The 23392-nt window shown below is 68.8% G+C and carries 23 protein-coding genes; 13 read left to right on the forward strand and 10 right to left on the reverse strand.

All coding sequences use genetic code 11. The features are described from left to right. Window positions 1-7 precede the first annotated feature (7 nt). On the forward strand, window positions 8-589 hold the full coding sequence (pth, locus tag RIN43_RS11280; RefSeq protein WP_309129019.1) for an aminoacyl-tRNA hydrolase: 582 nt from the start codon (window positions 8-10) through the stop codon (window positions 587-589). A 56-nt stretch (window positions 590-645) separates the two neighbouring features. Here pth and RIN43_RS11285 read toward each other — a convergent pair whose 3' ends face one another. Together RIN43_RS11285 and trpS are read right to left on the reverse strand one after the other, a co-directional pair. Continuing rightward, window positions 646-1233 carry a hypothetical protein gene (locus RIN43_RS11285; protein WP_309129020.1) on the reverse strand — a complete coding sequence of 196 codons (588 nt, stop codon included), beginning with the start codon at window positions 1231-1233 and terminating at the stop codon, window positions 646-648. Between the two features lie 41 nt (window positions 1234-1274). Next, window positions 1275-2279 carry a tryptophan--tRNA ligase gene (trpS, locus tag RIN43_RS11290; RefSeq protein ID WP_309129021.1) on the reverse strand — a complete coding sequence of 335 codons (1005 nt, stop codon included), beginning with the start codon at window positions 2277-2279 and terminating at the stop codon, window positions 1275-1277. Window positions 2280-2340: 61 nt separating this feature from the next. On the opposite strand from trpS, the gene RIN43_RS11295 reads away from it, so the two are divergent. The 3 genes from RIN43_RS11295 to RIN43_RS11305 are packed head-to-tail and all read left to right on the forward strand — an operon-like array spanning window position 2341 to window position 4342. Next, the gene (locus tag RIN43_RS11295) at window positions 2341-3003 is read left to right on the forward strand and encodes an SRPBCC family protein (RefSeq protein WP_309129022.1); all 663 of its coding nucleotides are present in this window, start codon (window positions 2341-2343) and stop codon (window positions 3001-3003) included. Next, entirely contained in the window at window positions 3000-3686 is a 687-nt protein-coding gene (locus RIN43_RS11300) for a DUF4166 domain-containing protein (RefSeq protein ID WP_309129023.1), read from the forward strand. The genes RIN43_RS11295 and RIN43_RS11300 overlap by 4 nt, the downstream gene beginning before the upstream one ends. After that, window positions 3683-4342 carry a DUF4166 domain-containing protein gene (locus RIN43_RS11305; RefSeq protein WP_309129024.1) on the forward strand — a complete coding sequence of 220 codons (660 nt, stop codon included), beginning with the start codon at window positions 3683-3685 and terminating at the stop codon, window positions 4340-4342. The genes RIN43_RS11300 and RIN43_RS11305 overlap by 4 nt, the downstream gene beginning before the upstream one ends. Here the strand turns inward: RIN43_RS11305 and RIN43_RS11310 are convergent. The 5 genes from RIN43_RS11310 to sdhC form a co-directional block, all read right to left on the reverse strand. Next, entirely contained in the window at window positions 4336-5175 is an 840-nt protein-coding gene (locus RIN43_RS11310) for an exodeoxyribonuclease III (protein WP_309129025.1), read from the reverse strand. The genes RIN43_RS11305 and RIN43_RS11310 overlap by 7 nt on opposite strands. A gap of 129 nt (window positions 5176-5304) precedes the next feature. After that, complete coding sequence (locus RIN43_RS11315) at window positions 5305-6063, reverse strand: succinate dehydrogenase iron-sulfur subunit (protein ID WP_309129026.1); 759 nt, start codon at window positions 6061-6063, stop codon at window positions 5305-5307. Between the two features lie 2 nt (window positions 6064-6065). After that, entirely contained in the window at window positions 6066-7892 is a 1827-nt protein-coding gene (gene sdhA, locus RIN43_RS11320) for a succinate dehydrogenase flavoprotein subunit (RefSeq protein WP_309129027.1), read from the reverse strand. Between the two features lie 18 nt (window positions 7893-7910). After that, a complete protein-coding gene (gene sdhD, locus RIN43_RS11325) occupies window positions 7911-8354 on the reverse strand; it encodes a succinate dehydrogenase, hydrophobic membrane anchor protein (RefSeq protein ID WP_309129028.1) in 444 nt (147 codons plus the stop codon). Further along, a complete protein-coding gene (sdhC, locus tag RIN43_RS11330; protein ID WP_309129029.1) occupies window positions 8354-8788 on the reverse strand; it encodes a succinate dehydrogenase, cytochrome b556 subunit in 435 nt (144 codons plus the stop codon). Before sdhC ends, sdhD begins: the two co-directional genes overlap by 1 nt. 203 nt (window positions 8789-8991) lie before the next feature. On the opposite strand from sdhC, the gene RIN43_RS11335 reads away from it, so the two are divergent. From RIN43_RS11335 to RIN43_RS11375, 9 genes are all read left to right on the forward strand, one after another. Further along, window positions 8992-10104, forward strand: a complete 1113-nt coding sequence (locus RIN43_RS11335) for a mannose-1-phosphate guanylyltransferase (RefSeq protein WP_309129030.1) — start codon at window positions 8992-8994, stop codon at window positions 10102-10104. Between the two features lie 168 nt (window positions 10105-10272). Beyond that, window positions 10273-11355 carry a BMP family ABC transporter substrate-binding protein gene (locus tag RIN43_RS11340; RefSeq protein ID WP_309129031.1) on the forward strand — a complete coding sequence of 361 codons (1083 nt, stop codon included), beginning with the start codon at window positions 10273-10275 and terminating at the stop codon, window positions 11353-11355. 101 nt (window positions 11356-11456) lie between these two features. Continuing rightward, on the forward strand, window positions 11457-12971 hold the full coding sequence (locus RIN43_RS11345; RefSeq protein WP_309129032.1) for an ABC transporter ATP-binding protein: 1515 nt from the start codon (window positions 11457-11459) through the stop codon (window positions 12969-12971). Beyond that, window positions 12968-14245 (forward strand): ABC transporter permease, encoded by a 1278-nt coding sequence (locus RIN43_RS11350; protein WP_309129033.1) that lies wholly within the window; start codon window positions 12968-12970, stop codon window positions 14243-14245. The genes RIN43_RS11345 and RIN43_RS11350 overlap by 4 nt, the downstream gene beginning before the upstream one ends. Next, window positions 14242-15516, forward strand: coding sequence for an ABC transporter permease (locus RIN43_RS11355; RefSeq protein WP_309129034.1), 1275 nt, complete (start codon window positions 14242-14244; stop codon window positions 15514-15516). Before RIN43_RS11350 ends, RIN43_RS11355 begins: the two co-directional genes overlap by 4 nt. Before the next feature lie 21 nt (window positions 15517-15537). After that, complete coding sequence (locus RIN43_RS11360) at window positions 15538-15954, forward strand: cytidine deaminase (RefSeq protein ID WP_309129035.1); 417 nt, start codon at window positions 15538-15540, stop codon at window positions 15952-15954. Then, window positions 15951-17249, forward strand: coding sequence for a thymidine phosphorylase (locus RIN43_RS11365; RefSeq protein WP_309129036.1), 1299 nt, complete (start codon window positions 15951-15953; stop codon window positions 17247-17249). The genes RIN43_RS11360 and RIN43_RS11365 overlap by 4 nt, the downstream gene beginning before the upstream one ends. Window positions 17250-17262: 13 nt before the next feature. After that, window positions 17263-18378: an adenosine deaminase gene (locus RIN43_RS11370; protein WP_309129037.1), complete on the forward strand. Its 1116-nt coding sequence runs from the start codon at window positions 17263-17265 to the stop codon at window positions 18376-18378. A 29-nt stretch (window positions 18379-18407) separates the two neighbouring features. After that, complete coding sequence (locus RIN43_RS11375; RefSeq protein ID WP_309129038.1) at window positions 18408-19265, forward strand: carbohydrate kinase family protein; 858 nt, start codon at window positions 18408-18410, stop codon at window positions 19263-19265. A 38-nt stretch (window positions 19266-19303) separates the two neighbouring features. On the opposite strand, the gene RIN43_RS11380 is transcribed toward RIN43_RS11375, so the two are convergent. The 3 genes from RIN43_RS11380 to RIN43_RS11390 all read right to left on the reverse strand — a co-directional run bounded on the left by RIN43_RS11380 (window position 19304) and on the right by RIN43_RS11390 (window position 23380). Then, window positions 19304-20023 carry a sulfite exporter TauE/SafE family protein gene (locus RIN43_RS11380; RefSeq protein ID WP_309129039.1) on the reverse strand — a complete coding sequence of 240 codons (720 nt, stop codon included), beginning with the start codon at window positions 20021-20023 and terminating at the stop codon, window positions 19304-19306. Window positions 20024-20108: 85 nt separating this feature from the next. After that, on the reverse strand, window positions 20109-21266 hold the full coding sequence (locus RIN43_RS11385; protein ID WP_309129040.1) for a mannitol-1-phosphate 5-dehydrogenase: 1158 nt from the start codon (window positions 21264-21266) through the stop codon (window positions 20109-20111). Beyond that, window positions 21263-23380: a PTS mannitol transporter subunit IICBA gene (locus RIN43_RS11390; protein WP_309129041.1), complete on the reverse strand. Its 2118-nt coding sequence runs from the start codon at window positions 23378-23380 to the stop codon at window positions 21263-21265. Before RIN43_RS11390 ends, RIN43_RS11385 begins: the two co-directional genes overlap by 4 nt. Window positions 23381-23392 lie beyond the last annotated feature (12 nt).

Genomic DNA, 23392 nt, shown 5'->3' on the forward strand with positions numbered 1-23392 from the left:
AGAGGCCATGGCGACCACCTGGCTCATCGTGGGACTCGGCAACCCCGGGCCCCGCTACGAGACGACTCGCCACAACATCGGGCAGATGGTGCTCGACGAGCTCGCGCAGCGGCGCGGTGAGCGCTTCCGGGAGCACAAGGCCGGCGCGCGAGTGATCGAGACCTGGCTGCGCCCGGGCGCCGAGAAGATCGTGCTCGCCAAGCCGAACACGTACATGAACACCTCCGGTACGCCCGTCGCCGCGCTCGCCCGGTTCTACTCGGTCGATCCCCAGCACGTCGTCGTCATCCACGACGAGCTCGACATCCCGTTCGACAGCATCCGTCTGAAGATCGGCGGGGGACACGGCGGCCACAACGGCGTCCGCGACATCGCCCGCGCTCTGGCCACCCCCGAGTTCCCGCGGGTGCGGGCGGGCATCGGCCGTCCACCCGGCCGCCAGGACCCGGCGGACTGGGTGCTCTCGCCGTTCGGCACGGCCGAGCGCGACACCCTGCCGATCTTCGTCTCCGACGTGGCCGACGCGGTCGAGCAGCTCGTGGACGAGGGGCTGCTCGCCGCACAGCAGAAGCACCATTCGCGCGGCTGACCGTCCGTGCGGGATGCGCGCCGCTCACGGCGCGGGATGCTCAGGGCGCGGGATGCTCAGGCGGCAGGGAGCACGCTGGCGGCGGCACCGACGCCGAACAGCACGAACGTCGCGGCGAAGAACAGCACAGGACCGAGACCCGCGAGCACGATGGCCGTGATGCCCTGGCCCCGACCGCGGCGCTTCACGGCGGCGACGATGCCGAGGGCGATGGCCGCCACTCCGAGCACGGTGCCGACCCAGAACGCGATCTCCGCCCACAGCACCTGCGTGCGCGCCGGACTGAGGAAGGAAAGGTCGCTCCTGGCCGTGTCAGCGAGGTCTGCCGCCGGAACGAGCGCGCCGATCTGATACCCGAGCACTCCGCCGATGACAGGGACGACGAGAGCGGCGACGAAGGCCGCGATGAGGGCCAAGACACCCATGGCCGCGGACGCCGGCGGAGCGGTCGGCGGCACGCTGTACCCGCCGGCGGGTGCCTGGTAGCCGCCGACCGGAACCGCGTACGCGCCAGGAGGTGCCTGATAGCCGGGAACCGGCGTACCGGTACCGTCGTGGGCGAGACGATCCGGTGAGCCCGGTGCGGGAGGGGGCGGCGGAACCGCCCCATACGGCGGAACGGGTGGCGGGCTCGGCTCGGTCACGTCACCCATCCTACGGCGGCGCCGTCACGGGGACCGTGCTGTCAGACGCGGCGCAGCAGACCCACCTTGTCGTACACATCGGCCAGGGTCACGTCGGCGACGGCATCCGCCTTCGCGGCGTTCACGGCCAGGAGCCGGTCGAGCTCCGCGGGGTCGGAGAGCAGCTCGTTGGCGCGCTCGCGCACGGGACCGAACTCGTTCACCACCACGTCCGCGAGACCCTTCTTGAAGTCGCCGTAGCCGCGTCCGGCGTACTCGTCCTCGATGGAACCGACCTGGCGCCCTGTGAGCGCGGCGTAGATGGTGAGCAGGTTCGAGACGCCGGGCTTGTTCTCACGGTCGTAGCGCACCGATCCCTCGGCGTCGGTGACCGCGCGCATGATCTTCTTCGCCGACTTCGCCGGGTCGTCGAGAAGCCACAGCACACCTGCGTCGCTCTCCGCCGACTTCGACATCTTCGACGTCGGATTCTGCAGATCGTAGATCCGGGCGGTCTCCTTCTGGATCACCGGCTTCGGGATGGTGAACGCCTCTCCGAAGCGCTTGTTGAACCGCTCCGCCAGATCGCGGGTCAGCTCGACGTGCTGCTTCTGGTCATCACCGACGGGCACGAGCTCGCTCTGGTACAGCAGGATGTCGGCGGCCATGAGCACGGGATAGGTGAACAGCCCCACCGACGTGGAGTCCTGCCCGTATCGCGCCGACTTGTCCTTGAACTGGGTCATCCGCCCGGCCTCTCCGAAGCCGGTGATGGTGCTGAGGATCCAGGCGAGCTCCGCGTGCGCGCGAACATGCGACTGCACGTACAGGGTCGAACGGGACGGCTCGATGCCCGCAGCGATGTACTGCGCCGCGGTCCGTCGGGTCTTCTCACGCAGTTCTTCGGGCTTCTGTGGAACCGTGATGGCGTGCAGGTCGACGACCGAGAAGAACGCGTCGTACGACGCCTGCATGTCACGCCACTGCAGCAGTGCGCCGATGTAGTTGCCGGCCTGGAGGGAGTCGGCGGAGGGCTGCATTCCTGAGTAGAGGCGTGGTTTCGTCACGACGACAATCCTATGGGCACGCCGGCGAACGACTCACCCGCGCATCCTCTACGCTGGCGTCATGGGGGAGCGGGTCCGACGTTCGGCACGGAGCGCCGTCGGCTCGCGGCGTGCACTGTACGTCGAGATCCTCATCGACGCGCCGCTCGAGACCGTGTGGGAGCTCACCCAGACACCCGAGCAGCACGTGCGGTGGGACGCGAGGTTCACCGCGATCGTCCCCACCGCCCTGCGCGACGACGGCGCTCAGGAGTTCCGGTACGAACTCGACCTCGGCATCCACACCATCCGCGGCACCGGTGTCTCGCTGGGCGAGCGCCGCGGGCGGGATGGGGAGCGCACCTCCGCCCTCGTGTTCGACACCGCTGACGCGCTGTCTCCGATCGGCGCCGGTCGCGGTTACTGGCGCTACATTCCGACGGCGCGCGGCGTGCGCTTCCTGACGGGCTACGACTACGCACCGGGATGGGGACCTGTCGGGCGGATGCTCGACCCTGTGGTGACCCGCCCCTTCATCTGGTGGCTGACCGCCAGGAGCTTCGATCGGCTGCGGATCTGGGCCGAGGACGGCGTGCCGCCGGAGAAGACCGCATGGTGGCGATCCCTGCTGCCGGGCTCGCACCCGCGCGCCCGCGCGAGTCGCTGCCTGTCCCGCCCATCCCATGCCGGCCGTGATTCCGTGATGCGCGACGCCCCCGCGTCGCTGGCGGAGCTGCGGCCGTGAGCGCGGAGCAGGGCGTCTTCCAGCGCGCGCTCGGCGCGGACTTCGCGCGCCTGCACCCACAGCTGCAGCGGCGCTTCGGCGTCGGTGTGGCGGCCGGTTACGCCTGCGTGGGGCGCGGCGTCATGACCGAGATCCGGCGCGGACCGTGGTGGACGCTGCCGTTCCTCGCGATCGGCACGCTGCGCAACATCATGTTCCCGGAGAAGGGCAGGCAGGTGCCCTTCCAGATCGACAATTACGCGTACGTGGACAGCCTGGGCCGGGAGACCGTCACGTTCGTGCGCACCATGACCCTCCGTCCCGGTCGCCGGCGCCGGTTCGACGCGACCATGATCTACAGCGACACCCGGAGAAAGGTCGTCGACTATCTCGGGACGCACCAGCATCTTGCCGTTGACCTCGACCTCGCTGTCACCGACGACGGAGCGCTGCGGCTCACGTCAGGGGAGCAGCGCTTCTACGAGGGACCCATCGCCTTCCGCTTCCCGATGCTGTTCAGTGGCCGGGCGCACCTGGTCGAACGCTTCGACGACGAACAGGGTCATTACACGATCGACCTCGAGGTGCGCAACGACCTGCTGGGACTGCTGTTCGGCTACCGCGGCATGTTCGAATGCGAGTTCCTGCCGGGCGAGGATGCGCCTGCGGCGGTGAAGCCCTATCGCGAGGAGGCTCGCGAGTGACTGCTCGCGGCGAGGTGTTCCTGCTTGCGCTCGGTGAGGATGCGCACCGTCTTCATCCGCAGGTGCTCGCGCGGCTGCGGGCGCCCGCCCGCGAAGGACGTGCCGAAGGGGTCTTCGAGGTCGTCGGCGGCCGCTTCGGTCGGTTGGCCGCGTTGGCCCGGCCGCTGACCGGCCCGCGGATCATCCTCACACGCCTCGCGCACGAGGTCCCCTTCACGCTGGTGACCCGTGCGGGACGGAGCGACGACGGACGCCCCGTCCTCGACGCCGTGCGGGAGGTGCGGTATCCGCGATCGTCGCAGTGGGTGTCGGACCGGGTGACCGCCGGGGTCGCACCACGCACCGTGGAAGGCACGCTCGGAACCAGAGGCCGGATCGAGCTGCTCAGCGACTGCAGCGTGGACGCGGGAGGGGCGCTGCGCATGCGCTCACGACACGTCGCACTGCGGCTGGGCCGATGGCGCGTCAGGCTGCGGGGCATGTTCTCGCTGCGAGTGACCGTCGACGACGGCTGGGATGCTGCCCGCGGTCGCAGCACCATCGACATGCGCGCCGTCAGCCCGCTGCTCGGGACGGTCATGGAGTACCGCGGCTGGTACAGCGAGGCTCGAGTCGTAGGCGGTCCGCACCGCCGCGAGGACAGAGCGGATCAGTAGGTGTAGTCCACGATCACCGGTGCGTGATCGCTCCAGCGCTCGGCATAGGTCGCCGCACGGGCGATGGTGTAGCCGGTCGCCCTGGCGGCGAGGGCCGGCGTGGCGAGGTGATAGTCGATCCGCCAGCCGCTGTCGTTGTCGAACGCCTTGCCGCGCATCGACCACCAGGTATACGGGCCGTCGACCTCACCGTGGTGCGTGCGCCCGATGTCGACCCACCCGAGCCCGGGACCGGTCGAGCCGTCGACGCCCGTGATCTGGGCACCGGCCTCACCGAGGAAGCGGTCGAAGTACGCGCGTTCGCGCGGAAGGAAGCCGGCCTTGGTGCGGTTACCGCGCCAGTTCCTGATGTCCAGCTCGCGGTGGCCGACGTTCAGATCGCCGGTGACCAGTGCCAGCGCGCCGTCCGCCGCCAGCTCACCGAGGCGCACCGTCATGGCGTCGAGGAACTTCCACTTCTCGTCCTGCTTGGGCGTGTCGGCTTCACCGCTGTGCACGTACGCGCTCACGACGGTCAGCGGCTGCCCGCCGATCTCGAAGTCGGCCTCGATCCAGCGGCCCGCGGAGTCGAAATCGTCGGCCCCCAGCACCGTGCGCGACACCGTGGCCGGCTCGCGACTGAGGATCGCGACGCCGGCGCGGCCCTTCGCCGTGGCCTCGTGATGCGCGATGGACCAGTCGGGGAACGCGGCCTCCAGATGCTCGTCCTGCCCCCGCACCTCCTGCAGGGTGAGGATGTCGACGTCGGCGGCGTCCAACCAAGTGCGCATCCCGTTGCGCACGGCGGCGCGGATGCCGTTGACGTTGATCGAGGCGATACGCAAATGGGGCATGGTTCCAGCCTAATGACGACTGCCGACATCGGCGGACCTGCGGAGCCGGCCGGCCCGCCGCGTGCGCCGGGAACGACGAAGCGCCCGGCCGAACAACAGATCGACCGGGCGCCCAGACGGGGAGAGGTGTCAGCGACCGCCGCGCAGGACGGCCTGCTTCACCTCCGCGATGGCCTTGGTGACCTCGATGCCGCGAGGGCACGCCTCCGTGCAGTTGAAGGTCGTGCGGCAGCGCCAGACGCCTTCCTTGTCGTTGAGGATGTGGAGGCGCACGTCGCCCGCATCGTCGCGCGAGTCGAAGATGAAGCGGTGGGCGTTCACGATGGCGGCAGGACCGAAGTACTGGCCGTCCGTCCAGAACACCGGGCACGACGAGGTGCACGCCGCGCACAGGATGCACTTGGTGGTGTCGTCGAAGATCGCGCGGTCGGCGATCGACTGCACCCGCTCCTTGCCCTTCTCGGGCGCGGAGTTCGCGATGAGGAAGGGCTGCACCTCGCGGTAGGAGGCGAAGAACGGCTCCATGTCGACGATGAGGTCCTTCTCGAGCGGCAGGCCCTTGATCGCCTCGACGTAGATCGGCTTCGAGATGTCGAGGTCCTTGATCAGGGTCTTGCACGCCAGCCGGTTGCGGCCGTTGATGCGCATGGCGTCGGAGCCGCAGATGCCGTGCGCACAGGAGCGGCGGAACGACAGCGAACCGTCGACCTCCCACTTGATCTTGTGCAGGGCGTCGAGCACGCGATCGGTGGAGTACAGCTCCACGTCGTAGTCGACCCACCTCGGCTCGGCGTCGACCTCGGGGTCGAAGCGGCGGATGATGAAGGTCACCAGGAAGGACTGCACACCCGTGTCGGCGGTGGGTGCCTCTGCGACGGCGTTCGACATGCTCAGTACTTCCTCTCCATCGGCGGGTACCGCAACTCGCCGTTCTCGTTCTTCGCGAACACCACCGGCTTCGTGTCGAGCTTGATGTGATCGCTCGGGTCGGACGAGTGCGCGTCTCCGGTGAGATACGCCATCGTGTGCTTCATCCAGTTCTCGTCGTCGCGGTTCGGGAAGTCGTCGCGCATGTGGCCGCCGCGGCTCTCCTCGCGGTTCTGAGCGGCGTAGACGACGACCTCGGCGATGTCGAGCAGGAAGCCCAGCTCGACCGCCTCGAGCAGGTCGGTGTTGAAACGGTGGCCCTTGTCGTCGACGTGGATGTTCTTGTAGCGCTCGCGCAGCTCCGCGATGACGCCGAGCACGTGCTGCAGCGACTCCTGGGTGCGGAACACCTGAGCCCCCCTGTCCATCTCGTCCTGCAGCGTCTTGCGCAGCACCGCGATGCGCTCGGTGCCCTGGCCGTTGCGCAGGCCCTCGATCATGTCCGAGACGAAGGCGGCGGGGTTATCGGGCAGCGGCACGAAGTCGGCGGTCTTCACGTACTCGACGGCGTTGCGGCCGGCGCGCTTGCCGAAGACGTTGATGTCGAGCAGCGAGTTGGTGCCCAGACGGTTCGAGCCGTGCACCGACACGCAGGCGCACTCGCCGGCCGCGTACAGGCCCGGCACGACGGTGTCGTTGTCGGAGAGCACCTCGGCGTTGTTGTTCGTCGGGATGCCGCCCATCGCATAGTGCGCCGTCGGCATGACCGGCACCGGCTCGACGACGGGGTCGACACCCAGATACGTGCGGGCGAACTCGGTGATGTCGGGAAGCTTCGTCTCGAGGATCTCGGCACCGAGGTGGGTGCAGTCCAGCAGCACGTAGTCCTTGTGCGGCCCGGCGCCCCGCCCGTCGAGCACCTCCTGCACCATGGATCGTGCCACGATGTCGCGCGGGGCGAGGTCCTTGATCGTGGGGGCGTAGCGCTCCATGAACCGTTCACCCGAGGCGTTGCGGAGGATCGCGCCCTCACCGCGGGCGCCTTCCGTCAGCAGGATGCCGAGGCCGGCGAGGCCGGTCGGGTGGAACTGGAAGAACTCCATGTCCTCGAGAGGCAGGCCCTTGCGCCACACGATCCCGACGCCGTCACCGGTGAGGGTGTGCGCGTTGGAGGTGGTCTTGAAGATCTTGCCGAAGCCGCCGGTCGCGAAGACCACGGCCTTGGAGTGGAACACGTGCAGCTCGCCCGTGGACAGGTCATAGGCGACGACACCGGCGATCTGCGTGGCGCCTGCGGCATCCTTCACGGTGATCAGATCGAGCACGTAGAACTCGTTGAAGAAGTTGATGCCGAGTTTGACGCAGTTCTGGAACAGCGTCTGCAGGATCATGTGGCCGGTGCGGTCAGCGGCGTAGCAGGCGCGACGGACGGGCGTCTTGCCGTGCTCGGCGGTGTGCCCGCCGAACCGGCGCTGGTCGATCTTGCCGTCCGGGGTGCGGTTGAAAGGCAGACCCATGTTCTCGAGGTCGATGACGGCGTCGATGGCCTCCTTGGCGAGGATCTCGGCGGCGTCCTGGTCGACGAGGTAGTCGCCGCCCTTGATCGTGTCGAAGGTGTGCCACTCCCAGCTGTCCTCCTCGACGTTGGCGAGCGCAGCCGCCATGCCGCCCTGTGCCGCACCGGTGTGCGAACGGGTGGGGTACAGCTTCGAGATGACCGCGGTCCTCGCGCCGGGGCCTGCCTCGATCGCGGCTCGCATCCCGGCGCCTCCGGCGCCCACGATGACGATGTCGAACTGGTGGTAGTGCACACCGTCGCGGACGACGGAATCCTGGGTCTGCGTGGTCACTCGTATGCCTCTTCTTCGTTACTTGCCCAGAGCCTGGCAGGTCTCCCACATGGCGCCGTCCTCGAGGACGCCGCCGCACGGGTCGAACGTGAACACCACGAGGGTGCCCAGGATGATCAGCAGGGCCGCGGCGAGACCGAGGGCCCACACCAGCGCCTTGCGCGCCTTCTCGTTGGTCACGTAGTCGTTGACGATCGTGCGCATGCCGTTGGCGCCGTGGATGAGGGCCAGCCAGAGCATCAGCACGTCCCACCACTGCCAGAACGGATTGGCGAACTTGCCTGCGACGAAGGCGAAGTCGAGGGCGTGGATGCCCTGGCCGACCATGAGGTTCACGAACAGGTGGCCGAAGATGAGCACGACGAGCAGCACCCCGGAGGCGCGCATGAACAGCCAGCCCCACTTCTCGAGGTTGAACCCGCGCTGACGGCGAGCGGCGGGTGCGACGGTCTGCGCCGACATCAGTGTCCTCCTCCGAATCCGGCGAACGCGAGGGCGAGGTGGCGTGGCACGAAGCCGGCCATGATGACCGCCCACACGCCGATCACGATCCAGAACAGCTGGCGCTGGTACTTCGCGCCCTTCGCCCAGAAGTCCACGAGGATGATCCGCAGGCCGTTCATCGCGTGGAACGCGATGCCGGCCACGAGCACCACCTCGCCGAACGCCATGATGGGGTTCTTGTAGGTGCCGATGACCGCGTCGTACGCCTCGGGCGAGACGCGGATGAGCGCCGTGTCGAGCACATGCACCAGGAGGAAGAAGAAGATCGCGACTCCGGTGATGCGGTGAAGCACCCACGACCACATGCCTTCGCGGCCCCGATAGAGGGTTCCGCGCGGCGTCTTCGATGTGGTTTCCGAAATCGACGGTGTCAAGCGAGTGCTCGTGGACACGGTCGTCCTCCCTGATCGATGCGATGCCGGGCGCGCGCACCGAGGGCGGGCCCGATCCCCAACATCCTATTCCTGCAGGAACACCGGGTGCGACGAAGGCGACCCTAAGGCGGCCGGCTGTCATTCGGATCCCGCATCGTCTCCATGTCGAGCGCCTATCGTGAGCTCCCGGTGCCGCGCGGGCGACGGATAGGTTAGGGGGCATGGGGCGAATCGACGACTTCTACGCAGTGATCCCGGCGGGCGGCATCGGCAGCAGGCTGTGGCCGCTCTCGCGTGCGGATGCGCCGAAGTTCCTGCACGATCTGACCGGGTCCGGCAAGTCGCTGCTGCGCGACACGTGGGACCGGCTCGAGCCCCTCACAGGTCCTGATCGGATCGCCGTCGTCACCGGGCGGGCGCACCGCGCCGCGGTCGAGGAGCAGCTGCCGGGCATCGCCGACCTCAACGTCTTCCTCGAGTCGGAGCCACGTGATTCCGCCGCCGCCATCGGACTCGCTGCGGCGATCCTGCATCGCAGGGAGCCCGACGTGATCATCGGCTCCTTCAGCGCCGACCACGTCATCCGCGGCACCCGGGTGTTCGAGTTCGCCGTCCGCGACGCCGTGGAGGTGGCGCGCGAGGGATACATCTGCACGATCGGCATCTCGCCCACCGAGCCTGCGGTCGGCTTCGGCTACATCAAGCGCGGACCCGAGCTGATCATCGAGGGAGCGCGCGAGGCGGCGCTCGTCGAGCGCTTCGTCGAGAAGCCCGACCTCGAGACGGCGAAGTCCTATCTGGCCGAGCGCACCTACCTGTGGAACGCGGGCATGTTCATCGCGAAGGCGAGCGTGCTGCTCGATGAGCTCGCGGTCAACGAGCCCGAGCTGCACGCGGGCCTGCTCGAGCTCGCCGAGGCCTGGGAAGATCGTGATCGCCGCGGACCGGCCGTCGATCGCATCTGGCCGAGGCTGAAGAAGATCGCCATCGACTACGCCGTCGCCGAGCCCGCCGCCGAGCGGGGCAGGCTCGCCGTCGTGCCAGGACATTTCGACTGGGACGACGTGGGGGACTTCGCATCGCTCACCAAGCTCATCACCCACGGCCGCAAGAACGATCTCGCGGTGCTGGGGCCGAAGGCGCGGGTGCTCACGGATGCGGCGAGCGGGATCCTCGTCAGCCAGACCTCGCGCGTGATCAGCCTCGTCGGCGTGCAGGACATCGTGGTGGTCGACACGGAGGACGCGCTTCTGGTCACCACGGTCGAACACGCCCAGCGGGTCAAGGGCGTCGTCGAGTCGCTCAAGCTCACCGGGCGCGGCGACGTGCTCTGACGCCGTCCGCCGCGACTGTGGCCGGTGGCCAAGCGCTCCGCGCGGCCATCATTGCAGGTTTGTAACCTTTCGCCAGCACAACGGGGGCGAGCGTGCACTGTTCGCGTAACCGTAGGTAACTTATATCGATCCGCGATGTCCGCGGGAATCTCTTCAGGGGAGGCAAGAGTGCCCATCTCTACGACCAGGAAGCTGCTCGGCGCGACCATCGCCGCCGGCGTCATCTTCGCGCTCGCCGGCTGCGGCCAGGCGCCGACCGAGAACAACCCCGGTGGCGGGGGCGACGCCGCTTCCGACTTCCAGACCTGCATCGTCTCCGACTTCGGCGGCTTCGAGGACAAGTCCTTCAACCAGCTCTCGCTCGAAGGCACCGAGAAGGCCGCCGAGGAGATCGGCGTGCCCGCCAAGACGGCGCAGTCGAACACCGAGACCGAGTACGGCCCGAACATGGACAACATGGTCAGCGCCGGCTGCAACGCCGTCGTCGCCGTCGGCTTCGCGCTCTCGCAGGCGACCGTGGACGCCGCGACCGCCAACCCCGACACCGACTTCGTCCTCGTCGACGACGCCGGTGGCGAGAACAAGCCCGACAACGTCAAGCCGCTGCTCTACAACACCGCTGAGGCGGCGTTCCTGGCCGGCTATCTGTCGGCCGGCTACTCCGAGTCGGGCAAGGTCGGCACCTTCGGCGGCATGGAGTTCCCGACGGTCACCATCTTCATGGACGGCTTCAAGCAGGGCGTCGACCACTACAACGAGCAGAACGGCACCTCCGTTCAGGTCGTCGGGTGGGACGGCACGACCGGCTCGTTCACCGGTGGCTTCGAGGCCAACCAGGAGGCGAAGACCGTCGCGAAGAACGTCATCGACCAGGGCGTGGACGTGCTCTTCCCCGTCGGCGGACCGATCTACCAGTCGGGCCTGCAGGCCATCAAGGAGTCCGGCAAGGACATCGCGCTGATCGGCGCCGACGCCGACCTGTTCGAGACCGACCCGACCACGGCCGACTTCGTGCTCACCTCGGTGCTGAAGGCGATGGACCTCTCGGTGTACGAGGCCCTGATGTCGGCCGCCGAGGGCGAGTTCAGCGGCGAGCCGTACGTCGGCACGCTCGAGAACGAGGGTGTCGGCATCGCGCCGCTGCACAACTTCGAGGACAAGGTCGACGCCGAGCTCATGGAGCAGGTCGACCAGATCAAGCAGGACATCATCGCCGGCGAGATCACCGTCACCTCGTACCTGAGCGAGTAACGACAACACGCAACGGGGAGGCCGGCCGAGCCGGCCTCCCCGCTGTCGTCTGCTCGGGCGATCCCTGGGAGACGCAGCATGTCACGAATAGGATCGGACACATGAAGCTCGAGCTGCGCGGCATAACGAAGAGGTTCGGCGCACTGACGGCCAACGACCACATCGATCTGGTCGTGGAGCCGGGGGAGATCCACTGTCTCCTGGGGGAGAACGGCGCGGGGAAGTCCACGCTGATGAACGTCCTCTACGGCCTGTACCAGGCCGACGAGGGGCAGATCCTCATCGACGACGAGGTGCAGCACTTCGCCGGCCCCGGCGATGCGATGAACGCGGGTATCGGCATGGTGCACCAGCACTTCATGCTGGTGCCGGTCTTCACCGTCGCCGAGAACGTGATGCTCGGCCACGAGCAGACCACGTTCGGCGGCCGTCTGGATCTGGCGGCGGCGCGTCGGCGAGTGAAGGAGATCTCCGACCGGTTCGGGTTCGACGTGAACCCCGATGCCGTCGTGGAGGACCTTCCGGTCGGCGTGCAGCAGCGGGTCGAGATCATCAAGGCGCTGTCGCGCGATGCGAGCATCCTCGTCTTCGACGAGCCGACGGCGGTGCTGACGCCACAGGAGACCGACGAGCTGATGGCGACCATGCGCCAGCTGCGCGAGCAGGGCACAGCGATCGTCTTCATCACGCACAAGCTGCGTGAAGTGCGCGAAGTGGCCGACCGCATCACCGTGATCCGGCTCGGCAAGGTGGTCGGTGAGGCGGAGCCGACGGCCTCCAACGCCGAGCTCGCGTCGCTGATGGTCGGCCGCGCGGTCGAGCTGACCGTGCACAAGGACGCCCCGCAGTACAGCGGTAACTCGCTGGTCGTGCAGGACCTCACCGTGACGGATGCCGCCGGCACCGTGCTTGTCGACGCGGCCTCGTTCGAGGTTCGCGGGGGAGAGATCCTCGCCGTCGCCGGTGTGCAGGGCAACGGACAGACCGAGCTCACCGAGGCGCTGCTGGGGCTGCAGGATAAGGTGCGCGGCAGCATCCGCCTGAACGGGCAGGAACTGGTCGGGCGCAGCGTCAGGCACATCCTCGACGCCGGTGTCGGGTTCGTGCCCGAGGACCGCGGCGTCGACGGCCTTGTGAAGGAGTTCTCGATCGCAGAGAACCTCATGCTCGATCGCTCCAACGGCGCGCCCTTCGTGAAGGCAGGAGCCCTGCAGCTGGGGCTGCTGGACGAGTTCGCGAAGGAGAAGATCGCCGAGTTCGACATCCGCACGCAGGGGCCGTCGCAGGCAGCGGGCCGTCTGTCCGGCGGCAATCAGCAGAAGGTGGTGCTCGCTCGCGAGCTGAGCCGTGACCTGTCGCTCTTCGTCGCCGCGCAGCCCACCCGCGGTGTGGACGTCGGCTCGATCGAGTTCATCCACAAGCGCATCGTCGAGACGCGCGATGCGGGCGTGCCCGTGATCGTCATCTCCACCGAGCTGGACGAGGTCTCGGCGCTGGCCGACCGCATTCTCGTGATGTACCACGGCAAGATCGTCGGGATCGTGCCCGGCGACACCCCGCGCGAGCAGCTCGGCCTGATGATGGCCGGCGCCGTGAACGAAGGAGCCTCCGCATGACCGCCGCTGAGACGCAGACCGTCGCGCCGCAGCAGGCGCCTCCGCCCTCGCGCGCCCGGCAGGCGCTGATGCGTGTGGTGACGGGGAACTTCACCATCTCGCTTCTCGCCGTCATCGCCGCCGTGATCGTCGGATCCCTCATGATCGCGGTGACGGACAAAGAGGTGCAGACCGCTGCCGGTTACTTCTTCCAGCGCCCCGGTGACACCTTCCAGGCCCTGGGCAGCGCCATCGGCGGCGCCTACGCGGCGCTGTTCCGCGGCTCGATCTATAACTTCAACGCCGACTCGTTCGCGATCGGCATCCGTCCCCTCACCGAGACGCTGAAGTTCGCCACGCCGCTGATCGCCGCGGGGCTCGGCGTCGGGCTCGCCTTCCGCGCCGGCCTGTTCAACATCGGCGGGCAGGGCCAGATGCTCATGGCCGCCGCCGCGGCGGGGTACGTCGCCACCTCCTGGCAGCTGCCGTTCCCGCTGCACATGCTCGCCGCGCTCGCAGCCGGGCTCGTCGCCGGAGCCGTCTGGGCCGGCATCGCCGGACTGCTCAAGGCGCGCACGGGGGCCCATGAGGTGATCGTCACGATCATGCTCAACCACATCGCGGTCTATCTGCTGGCGTGGATGCTCGCGACGCAGGGGATCCTGCAGGCGCCTGGTTCGAGCAACCCGAAGACCGAGCCGATGGCCGACAGCGCTGTGCTGCCGCAGATCCTCGGACCGATGTACAAGCTGCACCTCGGCTTCCTCTTCGCTCTGATCGCGGTCGCGATCACCTGGTGGCTGCTGGAGCGCTCCAGCCTCGGCTACCGGTTCCGGGCGGTCGGCGAGAACCCTGCCGCTGCTCGTACCGCGGGCATCTCGGTGGGGCGGATGTACTTCCTCGTGATGGTCATCGCCGGCGCACTCGTCGGCCTCGCCGGCGTCAGCCAGGTGCTCGGCACCGAGCCCAAGGGCTTCGGCGGCGGCATCGACGCCGGAATCGGCTTCGATGCGATCACCGTCGCGCTGCTGGGACGCTCGCGCCCACTCGGCATCCTGTTCGCAGGACTGCTGTTCGGCGCCTTCAAGACGGGCGGCTTCACGATGCAGGTCGCGGAGGGCGTGCCGATCGAGATCGTGCTCGTCGTCCAGTCGCTGATCGTGCTGTTCATCGCCGCCCCGCCGCTGGTGCGCGCCATGTTCGGCCTGCCGCAGCCGGGACGGCTCTCGCGACGGCAGCGTCGCGCTGCCGAGCGTCGTTCCGAATCCACCGAAGGAAGGAAGGTGGAGGCATGAGCGCCCAGACTCTCGAGGCGGAGCCCCGCACCGTCGCCGTCGTCTCCTGGAAGACGCCGATCATCCTCGGGATGATCACCGTGCTGGTCGCGATGCTGCCGCTCTTCGTTCCGCGCGCAGGCGACGCGGTATTCCGCTTCGCCGCTGGCAGGGAGATCATCGGCGTGCCCGACCTCGTCGTCCCCGGTACGGCCACCGCCTGGATCGGCGTCGCCGTCGGCGCGGTCATCACCGTGGTGGCGGCGCTCCGATCGGCTGCGCGCCGGACCGTACCGCTCTGGATGATCGCGGTCTACGCTGTCGCCCTGATCGTCGGCTTCCTCGCGTGGGCGGCCGCGGGCAGCTCGGGAACCCTGCCGATGATCAGCCTCCTCAGCGGGGCGCTGGCGCTGGCCACCCCGCTGATCTTCGGCGCCCTCGGCGGTGTCATCGGCGAACGGGCTGGTGTGGTGAACATCGCGATCGAGGCGCAGCTGCTGGCGGGCGCCTTCACCGCGGCGGTCGTCGCCTCCCTGGTCGGCACGCCCTGGGCTGGGCTCGTCGCCGCGATGGCGGCGGGAGTGCTCGTCGCGCTCGTGCTGGGCGTGTTCGCCATCACCTACTACGTCGACCAGGTCATCGTCGGTGTGGTGCTGAACGTGCTCGTCATCGGGCTGACGACGTTCCTGTTCCGCCAGGTGCTCTCACCCAACGAGCAGACCATGAACACCGTCGAGCCGTTCCGCGAGATCGCGATCCCGCTGCTCAGCGACATCCCGGTGATCGGTCCCATCCTGTTCCGCCAGACGATCGTCGTGTACCTGATGTACGTCATCGTCTTCGTGGTCTGGTACGGCATGTACCGCACCCGGTGGGGCCTGCGCATGCGGGCGGTGGGCGAGCACCCGCAGGCCGCCGACACCGTGGGCATCAACGTCGCACGCACCCGCTACATGAACGTGCTGATCGCAGGCGCGATCGCCGGCATGGGCGGAGCCTTCTACACGCTGGTCTCCGTTCCCCGGTTCAACCCCGAGATGACGGCGGGAGCGGGCTTCATCGCGCTCGCCGCTGTCATCTTCGGAAAGTGGGACCCGATCCGCGCGACGCTGGCCGCACTGCTGTTCGGCTTCGCGACCAACCTGCAGAGCGTGCTGAGCGTGATCGGCTCGCCGGTGCCCAGCCAGTTCATGCTCATGCTGCCGTACATCGTGACGATCTTCGCGGTCGCCGGTCTGGTCGGACGCTCCCGCGCTCCGGCCGCAGACGGCGAGCCGTACATCAAGTCCTGATACCACCCGAGGAGCAGAAACGTGACCGACATCGACTGGGACGAACTGCGTCAGGTCGCCACCGACGCGATGCGCAGGGCCTACGCGCCGTATTCGCAGTACAAGGTCGGGGCGGCCGCACTGGTCGACGACGGCCGCATCGTCGCGGGGTGCAACATCGAGAATGCGTCGTACGGGGTCACGCTGTGCGCGGAGTGCGCCCTGGTCGGCGACCTGTTCATGTCGGGGGGCGGCCGCCTTGTGGCCTTCAGCTGCGTGAACGGCGACGGCGAGACGATCATGCCGTGCGGCCGCTGCCGTCAGCTGCTGTTCGAGCACGCGAGCCCGGGCATGCTGCTCGAGACCGTATCGGGAGTGCGCACCATCGACGAGGTGCTGCCGGACGCCTTCGGGCCGTACGATCTGCGCCACTCGGCCGCGCGGGAGGCCGCACGATGAGCATCGAGCCCTTCGACGCCGTCGACGTCATCCGCGCGAAGCGCGACGGGGGAGCGGTGGCCGAACCGGCGCTGCGCTGGATGGTCGACGCGTACACCCGCGGTTACGTGTCTGACGCGCAGATGGCGTCGTTCGCGATGGCGGTCTTCCAACGCGGCATGCAGCGAGACGAGATCCGCGTGCTCACCGACGCGATGATCGCGTCGGGAGAGCGCATGGACTTCCGCGGGCTGGGCAAGCGGACGGTCGACAAGCACTCCACCGGTGGTGTCGGCGACAAGATCACCCTGCCGCTGGCCCCGCTCGTCGCCGTGTTCGGCGTCGCCGTACCGCAGCTGAGCGGTCGCGGCCTCGGCCACACCGGTGGCACGCTCGACAAGCTCGAGTCGATCCCGGGATGGCGCGCGGCGCTGTCGAACGACGAGATGTTCGCGCAGATGAAGGGGGATGTCGGTGCGGTGATCTGCGCGGCCGGTTCGGGACTGGCCCCCGCGGACAAGAAGCTCTACGCGCTGCGCGACGTCACCGGCACGGTCGAGGCGATCCCGCTGATCGCATCGAGCATCATGTCCAAGAAGATCGCCGAAGGCACGGATGCTCTGGTGCTGGACGTGAAGTTCGGAAACGGCGCCTTCATGCAGGACATCGACAGGGCGCGGGAGCTCGCGCGCACGATGGTCGCGCTCGGCACCGATTCGGGAGTGGCCACCACCGCCCTGCTGACCGACATGAACACGCCGCTCGGTCTCGCGATCGGCAACGCGAACGAGGTGCGTGAATCGGTCGAGGTGCTCGCCGGCGGCGGCCCTGCCGACGTGCGCGAGCTCACCGTCGCTCTCGCCCGTGAGATGCTCGCTCTCGCCGGACAGCCGGACGCCGATGTGGAGCAGGCGCTGGACGACGGCCGCGCGATGGACTCGTGGCGTGCGATGATCCGCGCCCAGGACGGGGATCCGGATGCGGCGCTTCCCATCGCCCGTGAGACCCACGTGGTGCGCGCGGCCGTCGACGGCGTCGTGTCGCGCATGGACGCGCTGCCGTTCGGTATCGCGGCGTGGCGTCTGGGCGCAGGGCGCGCCCGCGCCGAGGATCCCGTGATCCACGCGGCGGGTATCGATCTGCACGCCAAGCCCGGCCAGCGGGTGAGCGCCGGTCAGCCGCTGTTCACGCTGTCTGCCGACGACGACGCACGCTTCGCCCGCGCGCTGCAGGCTCTCGACGGCGCGTACGAGGTCGGACAGACCGCACCGCCGGCGACATCGCTCGTGCGCGAACGCATCACCGCCGAGAGCTGAGACGAGGAACACCATGAGCATCGATCAGAACGCCGACCGGAAGGTCCAGGGTGTCTCGCTGCGATCCCTGCCGAAGGTGTCGCTGCACGACCACCTGGACGGCGCGGTGCGCCCCGCCACCATCATCGAGCTCGCGGACCAGGTGGGCGTGCAGACACCGGCTCATGACGCCGAGGCGCTGCGGCGCTGGTTCGCCGAGAACTGCGATTCGGGTTCGCTGGTCGAGTACCTGAAGACCTTCGACGTCACCAGCTCGGTCATGCAGACCGAGCAGGCGCTCATCCGCGTGACACGGGAGTTCGTCGCCGATCTCGCGGCCGACGGCGTGATCTACGGTGAGGTGCGCTGGGCGCCGGAGCTGCACCTCGCGGGAGGGCTGAGCCCTCAGCAGGCGGTGAACGCGGTCCAGCGCGGTATCGAAGAGGGCGAGGACGAGGCGGACGCCGCCGGCCACAGCATCCGGATGGGACAGATCCTCTCCGCGCTGCGGCACACCGACCGCTCGCTCGAGATCGCGCGCCTGGCGGTGGCCAACCGCGAACGCGGTGTGGTCGGCTTCGACATCGCAGGTCCCGAGGACGGCTTCCCGGCCTCCGGACACCGTGCGGCCTTCGACCATCTCGCCGCGGAATTCATGCCCGTGACGGTGCACGCCGGTGAGGCGGCGGGCGCCGCATCCATCCGCTCCGCCCTCCTCGACGGCCGCGCGCTTCGCCTCGGTCACGGCGTGCGCATCGCCGAGGATCTGCAGATCGTGGAGCGTGAGGGCGACGAGGTGCAGGTGCAGTTCGGTGACCTGGCACGCTGGGTGCGAGACCGTGAGATCCCGCTCGAGCTCTCGCCGTCGTCGAACCTGCAGACCGGTGCGATCGCACAGTGGGGCGATGAGCTCGCCGACCACCCGTTCGACCTGCTGTACCAGCTCGGCTTCGCGGTCACCGTGAACGTCGACAACCGCACCATGAGCGCCACCTCGCTGACTCGTGAACTGGGCCTGCTCGTCGACGCGTTCGACTACGACCTCGACGACCTCGAGACCTTCCAGTTCAACGCCGCGTCTGCAGCCTTCCTCCCCGTCGAGGAGCGCGAGGAGCTGGTCGAGATGATCTCCGAGGGCTTCGGGCGCTGAGGCGCCGATCGGATACAGCGGAACCGCGCATGTCGTCGATCGCCGTCGTCGGGGCCGTGTCGTGGAACACGCTCGTCCTGCTGGACGCTCTCCCGGACCCGGTGCCGCACATGCGTTTCGCACGCGATGACTGGCAGACGCTCGGCGGCACGAGCGCGGGCAAGGCGCTCGCTCTGACGGCTCTGGGCCGGCGAGTGCGACTACGCGCACGCGTCGGGGCCGATGCCGCCGGATCTCGAGTGCGCGCCGCGCTCCGCGACGCCGGGGTCAGCCTGGACGACCTCGTCCCCACTCGCACGTCCGAGCGGCATCTCAACCTGATGGCCCCGCTGGGCGAGCGCGTCTCGCTGTATCTGTCGACGCCTGAGGCTCCGGCGGCAGGGGCGGCGGCGGGCCTCGAGGGACTTCTCTCCGACGCGGATGCGATCGTGCTCGATCTCTCGGACGAGGGTCTGGCGGCGATTCCCGCGGCGCGCGCCGCAGGGCGGCCGATCTGGGTCGACCTGCACGACTACGACGGTGTGCAGGAATTCCACCGCCCCTTCCTCGACGCCGCGCACGTCGTGCTGTGCAGCGCGGATCGGCTCGACGATCCCGAGTCCTTCCTGCGCTCGTGCATCTCGGGCGGTGCGACCCTGGCGGTGTGCACGAGGGGAGCGGACGGCGCCATCGCGGTGGATGCGGCAGGGGAGCTCCACTCCGTCGCTGCGGAGCCCGTCGACGTGGTCGACACGAACGGCGCCGGCGACGCGTTCTTCGCGGGCATGCTCGACGCAGCGCTGCGAGGTGCCGCGGTGGATGCTGCGCTGTCGGCCGGCGCCCGCTCCGCCGTGTCGGCGCTGCGCTCGCGGCATCTGCATCCGCTGCTGGACGACGTCGTCGTCTGAGCCGCACCCGCAGTGCGATGGCGGGCGGGTCGGCGTGATCAGCCGAGGAGCGCGACGGTCGCCCTGACCAGCACCACCAGCGTCCCCGCCCACGCGCACAGCAGCATCACGCGCCGGGCGAGCGCGACGGGGACCCTGCGCGCGACGAACGCTCCGGCGAGGATGCCGGCGGCCGTGCATGCTCCCAGCACGATCAGCTCGAGCGGCGGCGTGGCGGGAAGACCGCGCAAGGCGACCGAGACGGCTCCGTACCCGAGGAAGATGACCTGAGCGCTCGCAGCGAATCGCCTCTGCGGCCAGTCGTCGCCCATTGCGTAGGCGGCCAGCGCCGGCCCGGAGAGACCGCTGGACGCGTGCATGAACCCCGCCAGGGCTCCGGCCCCGATCGCACCTCCACGGCCGCGCAGGTGCCGTGCCACCCTGCCGAGTCGCTGCGCGCTGAGCGCGATGACCCCCATCACGCCGATGAGCAGGAGCAGCGCGGGCTCGGGGAGGGTCAGCGACACGAGAGCGCCGAGAGGCGCTGCGACCAGTCCGGCGGCCAGCAGCCAGAGGGTGCGCGGCCATTCGATCTCGCGCCACGCGCCCGGCACCGCGAAGAGCGAGGCGATGACCGCGAGGAAGACGGCGACGGTGACTCCCTCGACCGGGCCGTAAGCCAGCACGACAGGGCCGATCAGCACCAGGACGAACGCGAGCCCGGTCACTCGCTGGATGACGGCGGCGATCAGGGTCGCCGCGACGGTGAACGCCAGCATGCCTCAGCGCACCCGGACGGGCGGCGCGGTGCATGCGTGCAGCATTGAGTCTCCTCGGCCCGGCGGATCCGGGCATCCCACGATCCTAGGCGCTCGCGACCTCCTTCGAGCGCCGCACGAAGCACTCGCGCACGGCGGCGAAGAGCGGATGCTGCGCATCCAGCCCCGTCACCTCGGCTGCGAGTTCCACAGGGTCGCCCGTGCGCAGCCGGCTCTGCAGTTCCACGGACTGCTCGTCATCAGGATCGTCGAACGCGACGGCGGCGGCGATCGCGGTGATCAGCGCTTCGACCGGGAGCCCGCGTTCCGCGGCCTCGGCGGCGGGACCGATGAACCGCTCGTGCCGGGAGAGCTTGCGCAGCGGCTGGCGCCCCACTCGCCATACCGTGTCAGGCAGCGCAGGGTTGGCGAAGCGCTTCAGGATGGTCGCCCTGTACCGGGACAGCTCATGCGGATCGAGGCCGTGCTTCGCCGCGAGCAGTGCGGAGGTCTCCTCCAGTGCTGCGGCGACGTGCCCGGCGATCCGCTCGTCCGCGAGAGCATCCGAGATGCGCTCGATCCCTGCCTGCGCGCCCAGGTAGGCGGTGGTGGCGTGACCGGTGTTCACGGTGAAGAGCTTGCGTTCGATGTACGGTCCGAGGTCTTCGACGAAGTGCGCACCGGGTATCCGCGGCAGTTCGCCGCCGAACGGCAGACGTTCGATGGCCCACTCGTAGAATGGCTCGACCGTGACGTCGATTCCGCCGCCGGCCGGCTGCCCCGGCACGATGCGATCCACGGCGGTGTTCGCGAACACCGCCCGGCCGGCGAGGAGCTCCCACTCCTCGCCGGCGCGCGCGATGATCTCCTGCTTCAGCAGGTCGGTGGCACCGATCGCGTTCTCGCAGGCCATGACCTGCAGTGGAGCGGATGCGGCATCCCTCCGCCGCAGTGCCTCCAGGATGGGGGCGGCGACGAACGGCAGCACCGTCGGACCGACCGCCGTGGTGACCACGTCCGCATCCGCGATCTCGGCGATCAACGCGTCCGGGGCCTGTGCGCTGTTGATCGCGCGGAAGCCGGTGACGACGGTGTCGACGCCGCCCTCGCCCACCTCGTGCACCGTATAGCTGTCGGCGGCGTTGATCGCGTCCACGAGGTCGGCGGCGACGTCGGAGAAGACGAGCTCGTAGCCGCCCTGGTGAAGCAGCAGGCCGACGAATCCGCGGCCGATGTTGCCGGCGCCGAAGTGGACGGCCTTCATGCCTCGTTCACCGCCGCCAGCAGGTCGTAGAGCTCCTCGGGTGAGGTCGCGGCGTTGAGGCGGGCCACGTCGTCCTCGTCGGAGAACAGCTCGGCGATCTGCGAGAGGATCTGCAAATGATCGCCGTCCTTGCCCGCGATGCCGATCACGAAGGTCGCACGGTCGCCGTCCCAGTCGACGCCGCCGTCGTAGCGCACGACGCTCAGCGCCGATCCGAGCACGGCGTCCTTCGCGTCGTTGGTGCCGTGCGGGATCGCCAGGCCGTTGCCCATGAACGTCGAGACCGACTTCTCGCGCTCGTGCATCGCCTGCAGATAGTCCGGGGTGACCGCACCGGCGGCGACGAGCGCATCGGCCGCTTCCTTGAGCGCCTCGTCACGGGTCGCGGAGCCTGCATGGATGCGCACCCGGTCGAGGCTGAGCACACCCGTCCCTGTCGCAGGGGCGGTGGTCTGCTCGACCGCTGCCGTCGCGGGTTCCCGGGTCTGCGCCTCAGCCTGAGCCTGCACCATCTGCACGACCTCGTCGTACTTGGGCGAGTTCATGAAGTTGTCGACGGAGATGTGCATCGCGTCCGGTGACGCGTTCCTGGCGCGGTCGGTCAGCTGCTGCTGGGTGATCACGAGGTCGGCCGAGCCGTCGAGGTTGGCGATCGCCTGGTTGGTGACCGAGACCCCCTCGACGCCGGCCTGCTTGATCTTGTTGCGCAGCACGCTCGCGCCCATCGCGGAGGAACCCATGCCTGCGTCGCATGCGAACACGATGCTGCGGATGGGGCCCTCGGCCGTGACCGTGGTGGCGCCCGACCCGGCGGTGGCCGTCGCGGCTCCCGTGCCGAGGGTGCCGAGGACGCTGGACTTCTTGCCCTTGTTGGCCTCGGTCCGGCTGATGGCCGCGCCGAACGTGCCGGCTCCCGCCTCTTCGGCGGCGAGATCGCGCTTGCGCGAGGCCCGCAGGATCACAGCGGTGATGACGAAGGTCACTGCGGCTGCGATCACCACCGACAGGTAGACGACCAGCAGGTTCGCGATTCCGGGTCCGACGGCTGCGGCGGTGACGGCGATGATGCTGCCGGGCGCTGCGGGGAACGCCAGGCCTCCGCCGAGGAGCATGTTGGTGGTGACGCCCGCAGCGCCGCCGGCGATCAGCGCGAGGATCGTGGTCGGCTTGCTCAGGGCGTACGGGAAGTAGATCTCGTGGATGCCGCCGAAGAACTGGATCACCGCTGCTCCGGGAGCCGAGGCCTTCGCCGCGCCGACACCGAAGAACGTGAACGCGAGCAGCAGTCCGATGCCTGGTCCGGGGTTCGCCTCGATGAGGAAGAGGAGCGACTTGCCCGTCTCGGTGGCCTGCTCGATGCCCAGCGGAGTGAAGACGCCGTGGTTGATGGCGTTGTTGAGGAACAGCACCTTCGCCGGCTCGACGATGATCGAGACGATCGGCAGAAGCTGAAGCGACACCAGCCAATCGACCGCCGCGCCGAGGACCGTGCTGATGCCCAGCATCACAGGGCCGAACGCGAAGAAGCCGACGATCGCGAGGATCATACCGAGGATGCCCGCCGAGAAGTTGTTCACGAGCATCTCGAAGCCGGGGCGGATCTTGCCGTCCCAGATGCGGTCCATCTTCTTCGTCAGCCAAGCGGCGATCGGGCCCATGATCATGGCCCCGAGGAACATCGGGATGTTGGTGCCCACGATGACACCCATGGTGGCGATCGTCGCGACCACGCCGCCGCGCTCGCCGTAGACCATGCGACCGGCGGTGTTCGCGATGAGCAGCGGGAGCAGGTAGGTGACCATCGGGCCGACCAAGCCGACGTAGCCGAGGAAGTTCCCGCCCTCGCCCTCCGCCAGTGCCGTCATCGCGCCCTGCCAGCCGATGGCGGCGGAGTCGCCTCCACCGCCGATGATCTCGGCGACGGGGGCCCAGTGCCAGCCGAACGGGCTGTCGGCGCCGAAGAACCCGGCGGGGATGAACAGCATCGTGATAAAGCCCCACGCGATGAACGCGGCGATGTTCGGCATGATCATGCCGGAGAGGAATGTGCCGAATCTCTGCACGCGCACGCGTGCGCCACCCATGGCAGGGGCGGCGGTGGACGTCGTCGTCATGATGTCGTCTCT

Source organism: Microbacterium sp. (genome assembly GCF_031178445.1).
GTDB lineage: Bacteria > Actinomycetota > Actinomycetes > Actinomycetales > Microbacteriaceae > Microbacterium.